General features: G+C 65.6%; 13 protein-coding genes. 7 read left to right on the plus strand and 6 right to left on the minus strand.

Annotated elements, in window-relative coordinates:
* Positions 1 to 25 precede the first annotated feature (25 nt).
* The 3 genes from smc to AC0L27_RS15590 form a co-directional block, all read right to left on the minus strand.
* On the minus strand, positions 26 to 3,490 hold the full coding sequence (smc, locus tag AC0L27_RS15580; RefSeq protein WP_354209105.1) for a chromosome segregation protein SMC: 3,465 nt from the start codon (positions 3,488 to 3,490) through the stop codon (positions 26 to 28).
* Between the two features lie 218 nt (positions 3,491 to 3,708).
* Entirely contained in the window at positions 3,709 to 4,383 is a 675-nt protein-coding gene (locus AC0L27_RS15585) for a DsbA family protein (RefSeq protein WP_354057564.1), read from the minus strand.
* Positions 4,384 to 4,510: 127 nt separating this feature from the next.
* The gene (locus AC0L27_RS15590; protein ID WP_275171557.1) at positions 4,511 to 5,005 is read right to left on the minus strand and encodes a DUF721 domain-containing protein; all 495 of its coding nucleotides are present in this window, start codon (positions 5,003 to 5,005) and stop codon (positions 4,511 to 4,513) included.
* A 142-nt stretch (positions 5,006 to 5,147) separates the two neighbouring features.
* Between AC0L27_RS15590 and mutY the strand changes: the two genes are divergently transcribed.
* Positions 5,148 to 6,248 carry an A/G-specific adenine glycosylase gene (mutY, locus tag AC0L27_RS15595; RefSeq protein WP_473319626.1) on the plus strand — a complete coding sequence of 367 codons (1,101 nt, stop codon included), beginning with the start codon at positions 5,148 to 5,150 and terminating at the stop codon, positions 6,246 to 6,248.
* A gap of 68 nt (positions 6,249 to 6,316) precedes the next feature.
* Positions 6,317 to 6,739 (plus strand): PaaI family thioesterase, encoded by a 423-nt coding sequence (locus tag AC0L27_RS15600; RefSeq protein WP_354209104.1) that lies wholly within the window; start codon positions 6,317 to 6,319, stop codon positions 6,737 to 6,739.
* Positions 6,740 to 6,946: 207 nt separating this feature from the next.
* Here the strand turns inward: AC0L27_RS15600 and AC0L27_RS15605 are convergent, their stop codons facing one another.
* Complete coding sequence (locus AC0L27_RS15605) at positions 6,947 to 8,224, minus strand: flavin-dependent oxidoreductase (protein ID WP_354209103.1); 1,278 nt, start codon at positions 8,222 to 8,224, stop codon at positions 6,947 to 6,949.
* Between the two features lie 142 nt (positions 8,225 to 8,366).
* Here AC0L27_RS15605 and AC0L27_RS15610 point away from each other — a divergent pair, with 142 nt between their 5' ends.
* Complete coding sequence (locus tag AC0L27_RS15610) at positions 8,367 to 8,987, plus strand: glutathione S-transferase family protein (protein WP_354209102.1); 621 nt, start codon at positions 8,367 to 8,369, stop codon at positions 8,985 to 8,987.
* A 199-nt stretch (positions 8,988 to 9,186) separates the two neighbouring features.
* On the opposite strand, the gene AC0L27_RS15615 is transcribed toward AC0L27_RS15610, so the two are convergent.
* Positions 9,187 to 10,107: a LysR family transcriptional regulator gene (locus tag AC0L27_RS15615; RefSeq protein WP_354209184.1), complete on the minus strand. Its 921-nt coding sequence runs from the start codon at positions 10,105 to 10,107 to the stop codon at positions 9,187 to 9,189.
* 89 nt (positions 10,108 to 10,196) lie between these two features.
* On the opposite strand from AC0L27_RS15615, the gene AC0L27_RS15620 reads away from it, so the two are divergent.
* The 4 genes from AC0L27_RS15620 to AC0L27_RS15635 all read left to right on the plus strand — a co-directional run bounded on the left by AC0L27_RS15620 (position 10,197) and on the right by AC0L27_RS15635 (position 16,224).
* On the plus strand, positions 10,197 to 10,640 hold the full coding sequence (locus tag AC0L27_RS15620) for a nuclear transport factor 2 family protein (protein WP_354057238.1): 444 nt from the start codon (positions 10,197 to 10,199) through the stop codon (positions 10,638 to 10,640).
* A 208-nt stretch (positions 10,641 to 10,848) separates the two neighbouring features.
* Positions 10,849 to 11,400 carry a biliverdin-producing heme oxygenase gene (locus AC0L27_RS15625; RefSeq protein ID WP_473319699.1) on the plus strand — a complete coding sequence of 184 codons (552 nt, stop codon included), beginning with the start codon at positions 10,849 to 10,851 and terminating at the stop codon, positions 11,398 to 11,400.
* The gene (locus AC0L27_RS15630) at positions 11,397 to 13,940 is read left to right on the plus strand and encodes an HWE histidine kinase domain-containing protein (RefSeq protein ID WP_354057234.1); all 2,544 of its coding nucleotides are present in this window, start codon (positions 11,397 to 11,399) and stop codon (positions 13,938 to 13,940) included. The genes AC0L27_RS15625 and AC0L27_RS15630 overlap by 4 nt, the downstream gene beginning before the upstream one ends.
* A 274-nt stretch (positions 13,941 to 14,214) precedes the next feature.
* Entirely contained in the window at positions 14,215 to 16,224 is a 2,010-nt protein-coding gene (locus AC0L27_RS15635; protein ID WP_354209100.1) for a HAMP domain-containing methyl-accepting chemotaxis protein, read from the plus strand.
* Positions 16,225 to 16,282: 58 nt separating this feature from the next.
* Here AC0L27_RS15635 and AC0L27_RS15640 read toward each other — a convergent pair whose 3' ends face one another.
* Entirely contained in the window at positions 16,283 to 16,969 is a 687-nt protein-coding gene (locus AC0L27_RS15640) for a glutathione S-transferase family protein (RefSeq protein WP_354057230.1), read from the minus strand.
* Positions 16,970 to 17,100: the final 131 nt, after the last annotated feature.

Consider the following 17,100-nt stretch of genomic DNA (forward strand, 5'->3'; position numbering starts at 1 on the left):
TCGCCCCGGAATGACGCCCAAAAAATCACGCCACGTTCTGGTCGAGAATGTCCACCGCCTCTTGCAGGTTCACCGACACCAGTTGCGAGACGCCGCGTTCGGCCATGGTGACGCCGAACAGGCGGTTCATCCGCGCCATCGTGATCGGGTTGTGGGTGATGATGATGAAGCGCGTGTCGGTCGAGGCAGTCATCTCGTGCAGCAAGTTGCAGTACCGCTCGACGTTATGGTCGTCGAGCGGCGCGTCGACTTCGTCCAGCACGCAGATCGGCGAGGGATTGGTGAGGAACACCGCGAAGATCAGCGCCATCGCGGTCAGCGCCTGTTCACCGCCGGAGAGCAGCGACAGCGTCTGCGGCTTCTTGCCCGGCGGCTTGGCGATGATTTCGAGACCGGCTTCGAGCGGATCATCGCTCTCGATCAGATGCAGCGCGGCTTCGCCGCCACCGAACAGCTCGACGAACAGGCGCTTGAAGTGGTTGTTGACGACCTCGAACGAGGTCAGGAGCCGCTCGCGCGCCTCCTTGTTGAGGCTCTGGATGCCCTGGCGCAGCCGCTTGATGGCCTCGACGAGGTCGTCGCGCTCGGTGACCAGGCCGTTGTGCTGGGTTTCGACCTCGCGCAGCTCTTCCTCGGCGCGCAAATTGACCGCGCCCAGCCGCTCGCGATCGCGGCGCATTTTTTCGAGGTCTTCCTCGATGTCGTGCAGCGGCGGCAGCTCCGTGCCGGGTTCGATCTCGGCGAGGCCGGCAACGGCCTGCGGTTCGACCTCGAGCATGTCGCGGATTTCGCGCTCGATGTCCTCGAGCCGGCGCCGCGCGCCTTGCATGCGCTCCTCGGCGCGGGCGGTGGCCTCGCGGGAACTCGATAGCGCCTCGAGCGTCAGCTTCGCGACGCGATCGGTTTCGGCCATCGCGGTCTCCGCGCTGGCGAGCGCATCGGCAGCCATGCGGCGGTCGTTTTCGGCGTATTCGATCTCGGTGATCAGCGCGCTGCGCTTCTCCGCGAACACCGCCGGCGCGTTCTCGAGATCGCTGCGCTCGATCGAGACTTCGGTGATGCGGGTCTGGATTGTGTCGATGTGGGAGGCTGCGCTCTCCTTGCGGTTCTGCCACTCGGTGCGTTCGGCGAGGATCGCCTGCACGCGGCGGTCGGCCAGCTCGGCCTCGCGCGCCAGCGCCTGTGCCTCGGCGCGGACCTGGGCGGCCATGCGGCGATGGCCTTCGATGTCGCTGCGGACGGCGGCGAGACGGGTTTCGGTGTCCTCGCTCGACGGCAGCTCGGAGATCCCGGCTTCGGCGTATTCGTAGGCGGCTTCGGCCTCGGCGCGGTCGGCGGCCAGACGGCTGTGCGCTTCCGACAGCGTCGCCTTGCGCGCGGCGTGGCGGCTGATCTCGCGCTCGACCGTGGCATGGCGCTCGCGCGCGACGTTGAGCTCGCGCTGCGCGGCACGCCAAGCTTCGCGGCTCGCACCTTCGGTGCTGGCGGCCATCTGCAGCTCGGCTTCGGCGTTCTCCAGCGCCTGACGCTTGATCTGCGCGTCGATGCGGGCCTGCTCCAGCTCGTTCTCGATGTCGATGAGGCGGGCGCGCTCGGCAAGCCGCCGTGCTGCGCCGGTCGGCGCGTGGGCGGCTGCGACAAAACCGTCCCAGCGCCAGACGTCGCCTTCGGGCGAGACCAGCCGCTGGCCGGTCTTGAGCTGCGAGACCAGCTCGGCGCCGCGCTCGCGCGGCACCACGCCGATCTGCGCTAGGCGGCGGGTCAGCTCGGCCGGGGCCTGAACGTGGTTGGCGAGAGGCACGACGCCTTCGGGCAGTTCCGGATCGCCGTCGGTGACGCCGGCATTGGTCCAGCGCATCGGCGCGGACGGATCGACCGGGGCGTCGAGATCGTCGCCAAGCGCTGCGCCGATCGCCTTTTCGAATCCCTTGTCGACGGTGATGCCGTCGATGATCGGCGGCCACAGATTCTTGGTCTCGCCGTTGAGGATCTTGGAGATCGTGCGCGCCTCGGTATCGAGCCGCTGCACGCGCTTGTCGGCTTCGACGAGCGGCGAGCGCGAGGATTCCAGCGTCTGCCGCGCGACGACGTGCGCGGCTTCGCTGGCCTGAGCCGCGGCTTCCGAGGCTGCCAGCGTCTGCTCGGCGTTCTCGACGGTCGCGGTCAGCTCGTCGAGATCGCCGAAGCCGCCGGTCTCCTCGGTGAGCTTGTGCTCTTCCGCCGCGACGTTCGAAATCTCCTGGTCGAGCCGGGCGAGCTTGTCGCGGTGGGTTCGAACGTTGGCTTCGAGTTGATTGCGCTTGGCGGTGAGGTCGGCGAGCGCGGTGGTGAGCTCGGCGAACTGCTGCTCGGTTTCGGTCAGCACCGCCTCGGCTTCGGCGACACGCTCATCGACGCCGGAGCGCTTCTCGACGCGCGACTTGATCTCTTCCTTCAGCTCGGCATCTTCGGCGTCGAGGCGCTGCAGCGCGACATCGGCGTCCATGGTCTGCTGCTGGGCGCGCGAGATGTCGCCTTCGAACTGTGCGAGGCGCCGCTCGAGTTCCGCGACGCGCTCCTTGGCGCGCTCTTCCTCGCGATCGAGCAGCTCGCGGGCGTTGGTCAGGCGCTGCAGCCCCGCCGCGGCGCGCGCTTCGGCATCGCGCAGCGCCGGCATTTCGGCGGCGCGAATCGCCTGGATGCGAGCGGCCTCGGCCTGGTGCTGGGTACGCTCGGCCATCTCACGGACCGCAAGATCGTGGGTCTGGCCGGACTCGTTGACGTCCGCATGGGCGCCGATCCAGCGCAGGTGGAACAGGGTGGCTTCCGCCTTGCGGACCTTGGCCGCGACCTCGCGATAGCGCACGGCCTGGCGGGCCTGCTTCTTCAGGCCTTCCATCTGCCCGGCGAGCTGGCCGATCACGTCCTCGACGCGGGTGAGGTTGGTTTCGGCCGCCTTGAGCCGCAGCTCGGCTTCGTGGCGGCGGGCGTGCAGGCCGGCGACGCCGGCGGCGTCTTCCAGCACGCGGCGGCGCTGCTCGGGCTTGGCCTGAATGATTTCGCCGATCTTGCCCTGGTGGACGAGGGCGGGCGAGCGCGCGCCGGTGGCGGCGTCGGCGAATAGAATCTGCACGTCGCGGGCGCGCACGTCGCGACCGTTGATGCGGTAGACCGAGCCGGCCTCGCGCTCGATGCGGCGGGAAATTTCCAGAAGCTGGCTGTCGTTCATCGCCGCCGGCGCGGTGCGATCGGAATTGTCGATCGTCATCGTCACTTCGGCGTGGTTGCGCGCGGGACGATTGCCGGAGCCGGCGAAGATCACCGCGTCCATGTCAGCGGCGCGCAACGACTTGTAGGAGGTCTCGCCCATTGCCCAGCGCAGTGCCTCGACGAGATTCGACTTGCCGCAGCCGTTGGGGCCGACCACGCCGGTCAGGCCGGGCTCAATGACGAAGTCGGTGGCCTCAACGAAGGACTTGAAGCCGTGGAGGCGCAGGCGGGTGATTTTCATAAGCACGCATCTCTGTTGGCAGGCGCGAATCCCCCTGCCGGGACAATACCATGGAAGGCAGTGTCGCTATCCGGGCGAGTCGCGCGAGGGCGCCTCATGCGGTCGGACAATGGCCGCGGTGCGCCGCGAGGGCAACCGGCGAAAGCCGTTTTTCCCAAGGGATTTATGCCGGGAAAGATACGGCTATCGAGATGCGAATCAGGATTGTGCCGTGCGAATCAGCTCTTGAGCAGCGGATTGATCTTCTTGGCGAATTCCTCGAACGAGGTCTCGCCCTTGATCTTCTCGCCGTTGACGAAGAACGTCGGCGTCGAATCGACCTTCAGAACGTCGCTGGCATATTTCTGGTCGGCGGCGATCTTGTCGAGCAGCGCCTGGTCCTTCAGGCAGGCCTCGACCTGCTGCTGGGTGAGACCGGCCTGCTTGCCGATCCGCGTCAGGGTCTCCGTGGTGTTCTTCATCACCCAGTCGTTCTGCTGGCGGAACAGCATGTCGGTGACGGCAAAGTATTTCGGGGCGTCGCCATTGGCGATGCAGCGCGACAGCATCGAGCCGGCGGCGGCTTTGATGTCGAGCGGGAACTCGCGGAAGATATAACGCACCTTGCCGGTGTCGATGTATTCCGACTTGATCTTGGGAAACACCTGCTCGTTGAAGGCCGCGCAATGCGGGCAGGTCATCGAGGCGTATTCGGTGATGGTGACGGCGGCGTCCTTCGGGCCCAGCGCCATGTCGGGCAGCGACACCGGCTTGGCCACGTCGCCAGGCGCCGCCTGCGCCATTGCTTCAGGGATCATGGCATCGGAGATGAACCGCAGCGGCGAGAACCCGGCGAGCGCGGCAAGCCCGGTCAGCGACAGCATCGACGTGAAGGCGCGGCGGGTGATGATCAAGGTCGGCTCCCGGATTGGCGTGGTCTCGCCTGAAATTCCCATTCAGACGGCCTGTCGCTAGCTTGAAACGTCGTTTGAGGCAATGGCGAGCGGCAAGGACAGGTCCAGTTTGACCGCAGAATAAGGCTCAATTTCGCTTGATGGCAGCCCCGAGGCGCGCCAGCGCCGACTTCAATTGTTCATCTTCGATGTCGCCCAGGCTCTCAGCCACCTCGGCCACCGATTTGGCGTCCGGCGGGCTGGGCCGGGTCGGCCGGCGAGCGCGCGACAGCGGTGCCTGGCGGAAGGCCAGCTTGCCGACCGCGCTCCAGCCGAAGAAGCGGTTGACCCGCTGCAGGATCACATCGGCGGAGTGCTGGATCTCCAGCGCCATCGGCCCCTCGACCCGCAGCACCAGCGTGGCCGGCTCCTGCGGCTGACCCTCGACCGGCCGCGGCCATTGCATCTTCAGCGGCTCGGCATGGGCCGCGATCTCCGGCCCTGCAATCTGCGCCCACCGCGTCACCAGCTCGCGCGCGGCAAATCCCTGCTTGGCATAGGCCTCGGCAAAGACGTCGTTGAGCAGGAGCGACAGCGGCTTGGCGCTGATGGGACCGGGTTTGATGGGGCGAAGCTTGGACATGGGACTTTATAGCACTCCGGAGCGTCGGCCACAGGCTCTTGGCCGCGAAGACAAGCTCTTGGCCGCGAAGAAAGACGTGGACGCCCGCGACAAGCGTGGGCATGACGTGGAGAGATCGGTGCATTGCCGTTACAGTGCGAACATGAGCCCCAAATCCGCCCTCAAGGCGAAATCGGAACCAGTTCAGCCGGAGACCTCGTCGCGCCCGCTCTCGCTGCTCGACTGGTACGACCGTCACCGCCGCCGATTGCCCTGGCGCGCTGCGCCCGGCGCGGCATCCGACCCTTACCGCGTCTGGCTGTCCGAGATCATGCTCCAGCAGACCACGGTGAAGGCGGTCGGGCCCTATTTCGAAAAATTCGTCGCGCGCTGGCCGGATGTCACCGCGCTGGGACGGGCCTCGCAGGACGACGTGCTGCGGATGTGGGCGGGGCTCGGCTATTATTCTCGCGCGCGTAATCTCCGTGCCTGCGCGGTCGCGGTGACGCGCGAGCATGGCGGCACCTTTCCCGACACCGAACTGGGCCTGCGCGCGCTGCCGGGCATCGGGCCCTATACGGCGGCAGCGATCGCGGCGATTGCGTTCGACCGCCGCACCATGCCGGTCGACGGCAATATCGAACGCGTGGTCTCGCGGCTCTTTGCAGTTGAAGAAGAGCTCCCGCAGGCCAAGCCGCTGATTCAGGAGTTGGCTGCGACGCTGCTCGCCGATTCTCGCGCCGGTGATAGCGCGCAGGCGCTGATGGATGTGGGGGCCTCGATCTGCACGCCGAAAAAGCCGGCCTGCTCGCTATGCCCGCTGAACGAGGACTGCACGGCGCGTAGGCTGGGAACGCAGGAAACGTTTCCCCGCAAGGCCCCGAAGAAGAGCGGCGCACTACGGCGCGGCGCCGCCTTCGTTGTCACACGCGGCGACGAGCTTCTCGTCCGCAGCCGTCCCGAAAAGGGTCTGCTCGGCGGCATGACCGAGGTACCGGGATCGGATTGGCTTGCCGGGCAGGAAGACGCCAAGGCAAAACAGCAGGCGCCCGCGCTGAAGGGGCTGTCGCGCTGGCACCGCAAGGCAGGCGTGGTCACCCACGTCTTCACGCATTTTCCGCTGGAGCTCGTGGTCTACACGGGCAGGGCGGAAGCGCGGACGCGGGCACCCGCGGGCATGCGCTGGGTGCCCATTGCCACTCTCGCCGACGAAGCATTGCCCAACGTCATGCGCAAGGTGATTGCGCGTGGATTGGACCCCTAGCTGCCCATCCTGCTGACAACATGCTGGCAGCAGGGCTGCGTTAGCTGTGGCCGGCAACGGAGGCTCGCATGATCAAGACCGCGCTCGACAATTTTCCCAGGCCGCCTTGTGCCGAGCTGCTCGGATGGCGCTTGCTCGACGCCCGTCCCGGGGAAGGCTGGATCAAGCTCGCCTTCGACGGCAAGCCGGAGTTCTGCAATCCGGCCGGCTTCATCCAGGGCGGCATGCTCTCGGCCATGCTCGACGACACGATGGGCCCCGCCGTGCTGGTGATGAGCGAGGGCCGGCTCTACACCACCACCATCAGCATGACCGTGAATTTCCTCGCGCCCGCGAAGCCCGGACCGATCATCGGCGAGGCCAAGGTGACGCAGCTCGGCAGGACGATTGCATTCGTCGAGGCCAGGCTGATGGCAGAGGACGGCACGCTGCTGGCGACGGCGACCGCGAGCGAGCGGCTGCTCGAAGCGGCGAGGGTGGTGGGCAAATAGCTGCCGCGTAGGCGCTACCCCTTCTCCCCTTGCGGGAGAAGGTGGCGCGAAGCGCCGGATGAGGGGTATCTCTCGGCGAGGTCAAATGAGAGTTAGACTCGCGAAGACAGACCCCTCACCCAAGTGAGCTTGCGTCCACCGGCGTCGCTGCCCTCTCCCACAAGGGGCGAGGGCGCATCAATGCGCATCTCGGTTCGCGCCACACACTTACACCCTCGCGCGCGCGTCTGCGCTCACGATCGGCGGCTTCGCATTCAGCGCTTCCACCTGGAAGCCGGCAACGCGCTTGTAGTTGGCGGCAACATCCTCCAGCTCCTGTTGCGACAGCACGTCAGTGACGACCTTGTAGCCATCCGGCGCGCGCTCCTCGACCAGCTGCATCACCTGCTCGGGGCCGTTCTTGCGGTTGAGCAGGACGAGACTGGTGGTTGCGGGCCGCCGCTCGGCCTCATAGGCCAGCAGGGCCGCTTGCGTCGGGCCGTGCGCCAGGATCTCGCGGGTGATGGTGCGGGCATCGAGGATTGCCTGCGAGGCGCCGTTGGATCCGATCGGGTACATCGGATGTGCGGCGTCGCCCATCAGCGTGACGCGGCCGAAAGTCCATTGTGACACCGGATCGCGATCGACCAGCGGATATTCATAGGCATGCGGGCAGTTCTTGATCAGGCCGGGCACGTCGAGCCAGTCGAACTGCCAGCTCTCGAACCAGGGCAGAAACTCCTCCAGCCGCGCGGTGCGGTTATAGTCTTCGCGCCGCCATTGATAGGTCGGCGGCATGTGGCGCTCGGCAACCCAGTTGATCAGATGGTTGCCCGCGGCGTCCGGCGCCTTCGAGATCGGATAGCAGACGAATTTCAGGATCTCGTGGCCGGCCATGATCATGGTGCGGCCGCTGAGGAAGGCTTTTGCGGGCGTGACGCCGCGCCAGAGGATGCGGCCGTTCCAGATCGGCGGGCCTTCGTTGGGATAGAGTTTTTCTCGCGCGGCGGAATGGATGCCGTCAGCGGCGATCAGGATCGTGCCGTCGTAGGTCCCCGCGGCCTTCCCGGTGGCCTTGTCGATGAAATCGGCGCGCACGCCGGCGGCGGTTTCGCTCCAGCCGGTCAGATGATGGCTGGTGAGGATGTTGTCGCGGCCGAGGCGCTCGATCGCGGTGTCGAGCAGCAATTGCTGGAGCGTGCCGCGATGGATCGAAAACTGCGGCCATTTATAGCCGGCCTCCAGCCCGCGCGGCTCGCTCCAGATCGGCTTGCCGTGCTTGGAGAAATAGGCAAGCTCACGGGTGCGCACGCCGGCGGCATCGAGCTTGTCCATCAGCCCGAGCTCGATCAGCTCCCGAACCGCATGCGGCAGCACATTGATGCCGACACCGAGCGGCCGCAGTTCGGCGACGCTCTCGAACACTTTTACGGGAATGCCGATTCCGTGCAGGCTGAGCGCAAGCGTCAGCCCACCGATGCCGCCACCGGCGATGAGTACGGTCATGGGAAAGCCCCTCCAACTCAGGGCGTCTTGGCACAGCGGGGCGCCGGTGGGCAACTGCGAAGAGCATGAGCGCTAGAGAACGCTGTGCTATGGACCTCGGGGCCCTCAGCCGTTACCTTCCGGCTTTCCCATGAGGTCCGACATGCTCAAGCTCTACTACGCCACCGGCACCTGCGCGCTCGCCACCTACATCACCCTGGAAGAAGCCGGCGCCGACTACGCGGCGGAGCGGCTGAGCTTCAAGACCAACCAGCAAAACAGCGCGGAGTACCTCGCGATCAACCCAAAAGGCCGCGTGCCCGCGCTGGTGACCGATCGCGGCGTCCTGACCGAGACCCCGGCGATGCTGGCCTATCTCGCCCAGACCTTTCCCAAGGCGAAGCTGGCGCCGCTCGACGATCCCTTTGACTTCGCCCAGGTGCAGTCGTTCAACTCCTATCTCTGCTCGACCGTGCACATCAACCATGCCCACAAGATGCGCGGCGCGCGCTGGGCGAGCGAAGAGAGCTCGTTCGCCGACATGAAGGCGATGATCCCGAAGACCATGGGCGCCTGCTTCGCCCTGATCGAGCAGAAGATGTACAAGGGACCCTGGGTGATGGGCGAGCAATACACGATCTGCGATCCTTATCTCTACACCCTGTCGACCTGGCTCGAAGGCGACAGCGTCGACATCAACGCGACGCCGAAGATCGCCGATCATTTCAAGCGCATGTCCGATCGCCCTGCCGTGCGCAAGGTGATGGACGCGCAGAAGGCGTAGGAGCGCGGCAACATATTCCCCTGTCGTCCCGGGCAAGCGTCAGCGCAGACCCGGGACCCATAACCACAGGGAGAAGTTGTGACGCAAGCTGACAATCGCGAGTCTTCGCCAAACCACGTCCTGTGGTTATGGGTCCCGGATCGGCGCTCCGCTTCGCTGCGCTTGTCCGGGACGACACCATTTGCTTTGAAATTGCATCCTATCCAGCGAGCCCTTTCTTCTCCAATTCCCGTCCCGTCTCCAGCATCAGTCGCCTGAGCCAGATCGAGCCAGGGTCCATCTGTGCGCGGGTCGGGTAGAACATGAACTGCTCGTCGATCCCGGGGTCGAGCGGCGGCGTCACCGTGACGAGGCCGAGCTGCTTGGACAGCGCCGCGATCAGCCGGCGCGGCACGAAGGCGACGAGGTCGGTGCGGGCGACGACGTGCAGCGCTTCGAGATAACCCGGGACGACGAGAGCGATGTGCCGGTCGATGCCCTTGGTGCGCAGCCAGGTGTCGATGAGGTCCTCCGGCTGGCCGCGGATGATCACGCCGACATGGCGTGCGGCCAGGAACGTCTCGCGCCGCTTCAGCTTCGTGGTCGTGGGGTGGCCGCGCCGCACCGCCAGTCCGTCGCTGTCGGTGTAGAGCAGCTGGCGGTGAAAGCCCTTGAAAGCGTTGCCGATCGAAATCACCAGATCGATGGTGCGGGCGAACTCGGCGTGGAAGATCGCCGGTCCCCGCCACGGCACCACGTCGATGCGGACGTTGGGCGCAAGGCGTGTCACCTTTTCCATCAAGGGCGGCATCAACAGCTCGACTGCGAGATCCGGCATCATCAGGCGGAATTGCCGCTCGCTGCGCGCCGCATCAAATTCATCCGATAGGAAGAGCCCGCGCACCTGATCGAGAGCCTGAGCCAGCGGTGCGCGTAGCGCTTGCGCCCGCGGCGTCAGCTCCATCCGCGCGCCTGTGCGCACCAAGAGCGGATCCCCGAAGATGTCGCGCAGACGCTGGAGTGCATGACTTGCCGCCGGCTGCGACAGACCGATCCGCAAGGCGGCACGGCTGACGCTGGCCTCGCGCAGCAGCGCGTCGAGCGCGGTCAGGAGATTGAGGTCGAGCGAGTTCAAATTCATGAGGTGAATAGATATCATATCAACTATCGATTTGAAGAATTTAGCACCGGCGGCGATAATTTGCGTGTTCTCACAAAGGAGATGCCGCCATGAGCGCGAGCGCAAACAAGAAACTGATGCAGGATATCTTTGCAGCCGCCGCCAGCCCCGATCCGGCTGCGCGCGACCGCGCCTTGTTCACCGATAGTCTTGCCGACGACGCCAAGTGGATCGTGACCGGCCAGTACTCCTGGTCGCGCACCTTTTCGGGCAAACAGGCGATCCTCAACGACCTGCACGCCTATGTGCGGACCCGCCTTGTCGACCGGACGCGGACGGTCGCCCACCGCTTTATCGCGGACGGCGATATCGTCGTCGTTGAAGCGAAGGGCGACAACGTCACGCCCGAAGGCGTGCGCTACGACAACGACTATTGTCTCGTGTTTCGGCTCGAGGACGGCAAGATCAAGGAGATCCGGGAATATTGCGACTCGGTGCTGACCGAGAAGGCCCTCGGTCCGTTTCCACAAACGGCCGTGAGGGTCGCGAGCTGAGCGCGCGGTCGGAGATCGGATACGAGCTGCGGACCCTACGGCGGACATAGCGGACGAGCGGGCCCGGGCCGCCCGTGCCCGGTTTTCCAGAGGGGTTCGGAACCTTTGGAATCCTCCTGCGTTCGTTCGGTTCCGGGGCAATCGCGCCCCGGCATTGCGCGCGTTTGGGAATTGCATGCTGGCTGGGGTTTCGGACGTTACGACACAGGTGGGCCGCAGCTTTCCAGGACTCCGCGAACGACTGAGAGATGCGACGGCGGCTGCGCACCGCGAACTCGATGCGCAGCTTTCGTCATTCGATCTCAGCGTGTTTTCCGGCTACCGCCGTTTCCTGCAAGCCAGCGCCGGGGCCTTGCTGCCGCTCGAAGCCGCGCTGATGGACGCGGATGTCGGTAAAATGTTTCCGGACTGGCCGGAACGGGCGCGCAGCGCTGCGATTGCGGACGATCTTGGCCGGCTCGGTGGTGCCGCACAGTCCACAGTGACCGTGCTGCCGCTGACACGCAGCGGCGTGCTGGGCACCATGTACGTGCTGGAGGGCTCCCGGCTCGGGGCCAAGTTCCTGCTGAAGACGGTCGCGGACGCCGGCGATCCGCGCATCAGCGAAGCCACCGCTTATCTTAGCCATGGTGTAGGCAAGCGACTCTGGCAGAGTTTCCTGGTGAAGCTCGCAAGCGAAGCGGCCTGCGATGAGGACGAGGCGATCGATGCGGCGCGCATCGCCTTCGCCGCGTTCGAGCAGGCGGCGGACCGGGCATGAACGAGGCTGTCAATCTCACCAATTGCGATCGCGAGCCGATCCACATTCCCGGCAGCGTGCAATCGTTCGGGTTCCTGCTCACGCTATTGTCGGATTTCACGATCTGCATGGCCTCGGACAATGTCGGGAGCTTTCTCGGGGCTGACGTCTCCGACCTGCTCCAGCAGCCTCTCTCGCGCGTCATCTCGGAAGCCGCGGTCGAGACCATTCGCAGCCGCGTCGATCATCTCAGCGGGCCGGACGCGACCGAGCGCCTGTTCGGCGTCGAGCTTCAGGCTGGCAAGCCGCCCTACGATCTCTCGATCCACTTCTCCGGCGCCTATCTCGTCGTCGAGGCGGAGCCCAGCGTCAACGAGCCCGGCGTCAATTCCGGCGAACTCGTCCGTCTGATGCTGGAGCGTATCCGCAAGACGCGCGGGATGACCGAGCTCGCTCGCGAGGCCGCGCGGCAGCTCAAGGTGCTGACCGGCTTCGACCGGGTCATGGTCTACCAGTTTCACCCGGACGGATCGGGCGAGGTGATCGCGGAGGCCGCGGAAGCGGGACTCGAACGGTTTCTCGGCCTGCATTATCCGGCGTCGGACATCCCGAGGCAGGCCCGCATTCTCTATCAGCGCAACTGGCTGCGCATCATCGCGGACATCGATGCGCAACCCGCCGCGCTGGTGTCGACGGCCACACACAATGCGGGGCTGCTCGACCTGTCGATGAGCGTGCTGCGCTCGGTGTCGCCGATCCACATCGAGTACTTGCGCAACATGGGCGTCGGCGCCTCGATGTCGGTGTCGATCCTGCGCGACGGCAAGCTGTGGGGCCTGTTCGCCTGCCACCATTATTCGCCGCGCTACATCTCTTTCGAGAAGCGTACGGCATCCGAGCTGTTCGGGCAGATGTTCTCCTGGATCGTGGAGGGACGCGAGCGCGAGGGCGACGTCGCCTATGAGGCGCGCGCCCACCATGTGCAGGAGCGGTTGATCGAGACCGCGGCCTCGCACGAGCACAGCCGGCGCGCGATCGTCGATTTCCTCGGCGACTACCGCAACATGATCGAGTGTGACGGCGTGGCGGTGTGGTCCGACAACAGGATCGTGCTCCAGGGCGAGACGCCGACCGAAGACGAGGTGAAGGAACTCGTCAGCTTCATCAATCGGACGTCGCCGGGACGGATCTTCGCGAGCGCCGAGATCGCCAAGGTCTATGCTGCGGGCCAGTCCTTCCGCGACCGCGCGGCGGGCTTTCTCGCCATCCCGATCTCGCGCGCCCCGCGCGATTGCCTGATCTTCTTCCGGCGCGAGGTCACGCGCTCGGTCCATTGGGCCGGCGATCCCAACAAGGTCTACGACCAGGGTCCGAACGGGCCGCGCCTGACGCCACGCAGGAGTTTCGAGCTGTGGCAGGAGACGGTGGCGGGCCAGTCGAAGCCGTGGTCGGCGGCCGACATCCGCATTGCCGAGAGCCTGCGGGTGACGCTGCTCGAGGTGATCCTGCAACTGTCCGATCTTGCCGCACGCGAGCGGCGCGGCGCGCAGGAGCGGCAGGAGTTGATGATCGCCGAGCTCAACCACCGCGTTCGCAACATCCTGAGCCTCGTCCGGGCGCTGGTGGCGCAGAGCAAGGATACCGCGACCACCGTCGAGGAGTTCGCCGGCGTGCTCGGCGGCCGCATCCAGGCCTTGGCGCGCGCGCATGACCAGATCACCAATCTGAACTGGGCGCCGGTCGCATTGCGCTCGCTGCTCGAGTCCGAGGCAGGCGCCTATCTCGGCGCGCGCGCAGACCGGGTCAAGATGGGCGGCCCCGACGTGGCGCTCGATCCCAAAGCGTTCGCGACGCTGGCCCTGGTCGTGCACGAGATGATGACCAACTCCGCCAAGTATGGCGCGCTCGCCGATTCCACCGGCAGCGTAGAGGTGGCGTGGCGGCTCGATCCGTCGTCGAGCCTCGTGATCGACTGGAAGGAGACCGGCGGTCCGCCGGTGCAGCCGCCGTCGCGCCGCGGCTTCGGGACCACCATCATCGAGCGCTCCGTGCCGTTCGACCTCAAGGGCGAAGCCGAAATCCGGTTCGACCTGCTGGGGGTGCAAGCAACGTTCGTCATTCCCCCCAACTTCGTCGAACTCGTCCCATCCATCGCGGGAGCCGCCATGCGAATAGAAGAACAGCAATCCTCGCGTCCCAGGATTTCCGACACGGCGCTGATCGTCGAGGACAACCTCATCATCGCCATGGCCGCCGAGGTCATCCTGCTCGATCTCGGCGCCCGACATGTCGATACCGCCGCAAGCGTCGATCAGGCGCTTCGGGCGATCGAGCGCACGCGCCCGGGCTTTGCCTTGCTCGATCTCAACCTCGGCAACGAGAGCAGCATAAGGGTGGCGCAGAAGCTGACGGAAATCGGCGTGCCCTTCATGTTCGCGACCGGCTATGGCGAGCGGGCGCCGATCCCAACGGAGCTGGCCGCCGCGCCTGTGATCCAGAAGCCCTACACGCTGGAAGTGGTCGAAAACGCGCTCGGCAAATTGCAGCAGGCCGGCAGCTGACAGATCGTCATCCGGATAAGCTGCAGCGGCCTGCACGGCGCTGCGGGCATCGCGTCGAACCCTTGCTCACCTGCCGATAAAATCAGCAGATGTTGTGTCATCTGACGCATGCGCGCGCGAAAAATTTGAAGGTTCAATTAACGAGTGTCCCCCATTGTGTCGCGGTGCAGCGTGGGTCGCGAAAGACGCGACGCGCGGCTGCCAGGGTGGCCGGTGACAATCGCCGGATTAGGCCGGCCGCTCGAATTGACATGCATCTGGGTGGACAGTGGGAATGCCGAAGTTTCGTTTGCGGATCAGGGGACGCCTGTACGCAGGTTTCATGGCCTTGGTGGCGGTTGGTCTCGTGATGGCGGTGGTCGCCATCTGGAATTTGCGGTCCGTCCAGGATCAGGTTGCAAAACTCTCCACGTTGTCGGACAGCACGGCGCGCGTCCTGGAGATATCGACCCATCTTCAGGCCATCCAGCGGGCCAATCTGCGCTACATTTACGACGCCAACGAGCCTGCGATGCGGGAGGCTGCCGAGCGAGAGACCGCGGCGACCGGGCTGTTGCAGCTCGGAGCAAAGGGCACCCTCTCGGAGGAGCGGCGGAAGCTCTACAACGATCTGATCGCCGACATCGCCAAAATGAAAAGCCTGCGTGACAGTCTCGGCGACGCCGTCAACGAGGCGCGGACCGGCAAGGCGACGCTGTTGCCGAGTGGCGAAGAGCTGACCGTCAAGATGGCCAAGCTGGTCGATGTGGCCCGCGCGGCCGCCGATGACGACACGGTGTCGCTCGTCGCGGACGTCGAATCCCGGGTCCTGCTGGTTCGAATCGCGAACTGGCGCTTCCTCGCTCTGCGCGACACCAACGGGCCCACCGTCTTCAGAACCAATGTCGACAGGGCGGTGCAGCGGCTGGCAGCCGTCGAAAGGAGCCCGCAGGCGGCGGACCTTCGGTCGTCTCTGACGCCTGTGAAGACCGCGCTCGGTATCTACAAATCCGCGTTCGAAACGACCTCCGCCGCGATGCTGCGGTCCGACGAGATCTACCACAAGGATCTCGCACCGCTCATCTCCGCGAGCATCGCCAAGCTCAAGGTCACGGAAACCGCCTTGAAGACGGATTACAAGGATTCGCGTAGCGCGGCCGATGCTGTGATCGACGGCACGACGTCGCTACAGGGGATCGCGGGCGGCCTCGCCGTCCTGTTCGGACTGATCGTCGCCTTCCTGACCGCCCGCAGCATCGTGGGGCCGCTGACCTCGATGACGCGCGCAATGGGACTGCTTGCCGGGGGCAATCTCGCCGTCGAGATCCCCTCGCGCGGCAAGGCCGACGAGATCGGCGACATGGCCAAGGCGATCGACGTTTTCAAGAACAACATGATCGAGACCGAACGGCTGCGCCATGAGCAGACCGCAACCGAGGCCCGGCAGGCCGAGAGCCGCAAGGCCGATATGGCCCGGCTCGCCAGCCAGTTCGAGCAGGCGGTGGGCGAGATCGTCGATACCGTATCCTCGGCATCGCACGAGCTCGAGGGCTCGGCCGGCACCCTGACCGCGACCGCGAGGCGCGCTCAGGATCTCTCCACCGAAGTGCAATCCGCCTCCCAGGAAGCCTCGGCCAATGTGCAGGCGGTCGCCTCCGCGACCGAGGAGCTGTCCTCCTCGGTGACGGAGATCGCGCGCCAGGTGCAGGAATCGGCGCGGATCGCGGGCGAAGCCGTCGGTCAGGTGAGCAAGACCAACGCGCGCGTCAGCGAGCTCTCCAAGGCCGCGGCCCGCATCGGCGACGTGGTCGAACTGATCAGCACCATCGCCGGCCAGACCAACCTCCTGGCGCTGAACGCCACCATCGAGGCGGCGCGCGCGGGTGAAGCCGGCCGGGGCTTTGCCGTGGTGGCCTCGGAGGTCAAGGCGCTCGCCGAGCAGACCGCGAGGGCCACCGGTGAGATCGCCCAGCAGGTCTCGGGCATCCAGGCCGCGACGGAGGAGTCGGTCGGCTCGATCCGGGAGATCAGCGGCACCATCGAGCGGCTGTCGGAGATCTCGTCGACGGTCGCCGCTGCCGTGGAACAGCAGGGTGCGGCGACGCAGGAGATCTCCCGCAACGTGCAGCAGGCCGCCCATGGCACCCAGCTCGTGTCGTCCAACATCGGTGACGTGCAGCGCGGCGCGTCCGAGACCGGCTCGGCCTCTTCGCAGGTGCTCTCGGCGGCACGCTCGCTGTCGGCCGACAGCAACCGCTTGAAGCAGGAAGTCGCCAACTTCCTGAACTCGGTCCACGCCGCCTGAGCCTCGAAAGCAAAAGGCCACGCGCATGCGCGTGGCCTCGCATTGCGACGTGCCGCGATCAGGCCACTTTTGTCGTCATGTGCTTGAACATGTTGCTGCGGGCCTCGTCGTCCATCTCCGCCTTGAAGGTGAACTTGTCCTTCAGCGCGATCGCGCGCGCCGCTGCAGGCCGCGCCGTGACCTCGTCCACCAGCCGCTTCACGTTCGGGTATCGCGCGAAGGCGTCGTCGCCGAGCTTGAACGGCACCATCCGCGCCCAACCCCACAGCGCCATGTCCACGATCGAATAACTGTCGCCGACCATGTAGCTGCGGCCTTTGAGGTGACCGTCGAGAATTTTGTAGTGGCGATCGGTCTCGAACTGGTAACGGTTATGCGCGTAGTCGTGGTTCTGGTCTTTCGGCGCAAAATGCTTGAAGTGCACGGCCTGACCAGAATAGGGCCCGACGCCGGTGGCGATGAACATCAGCCATGACAGCATCTCGCCGCGAACATTGGCGGCAGGCAGGAATTTGCCGGTCTTCTCGGCCAGATAGAGCAGGATGGCGTTGGAATCGAACACGATAGTGCCGTTGTCGTCGATCGACGGCACCTTGCCGTTCGGATTGATCTTCAGATAGTCCGGCGTGAACTGCTCGCCCTTGCGGGTGTCGATCTTCACCGGCTCGAAGGGCAGGCCGGCCTCTTCGAGATAGAGCGCGACCTTGGTCGGGTTCGGCGAACCGTTGAAATAGAATTTGAGCATCGGGCATCTCCCCTGTGTTTGTTGGCCGAAAGTGGAGGCAGCAACATGTCCGCTAGCGGCCTTGTCTTGCCTGAACCTTATCGGGGAGGGCAACCGGCGAGTTTGCCGGGCGGTATCTGCGTGTCACGCAG

The sequence above is a fragment of the Bradyrhizobium sp. Ken51 genome, assembly GCF_055807435.1.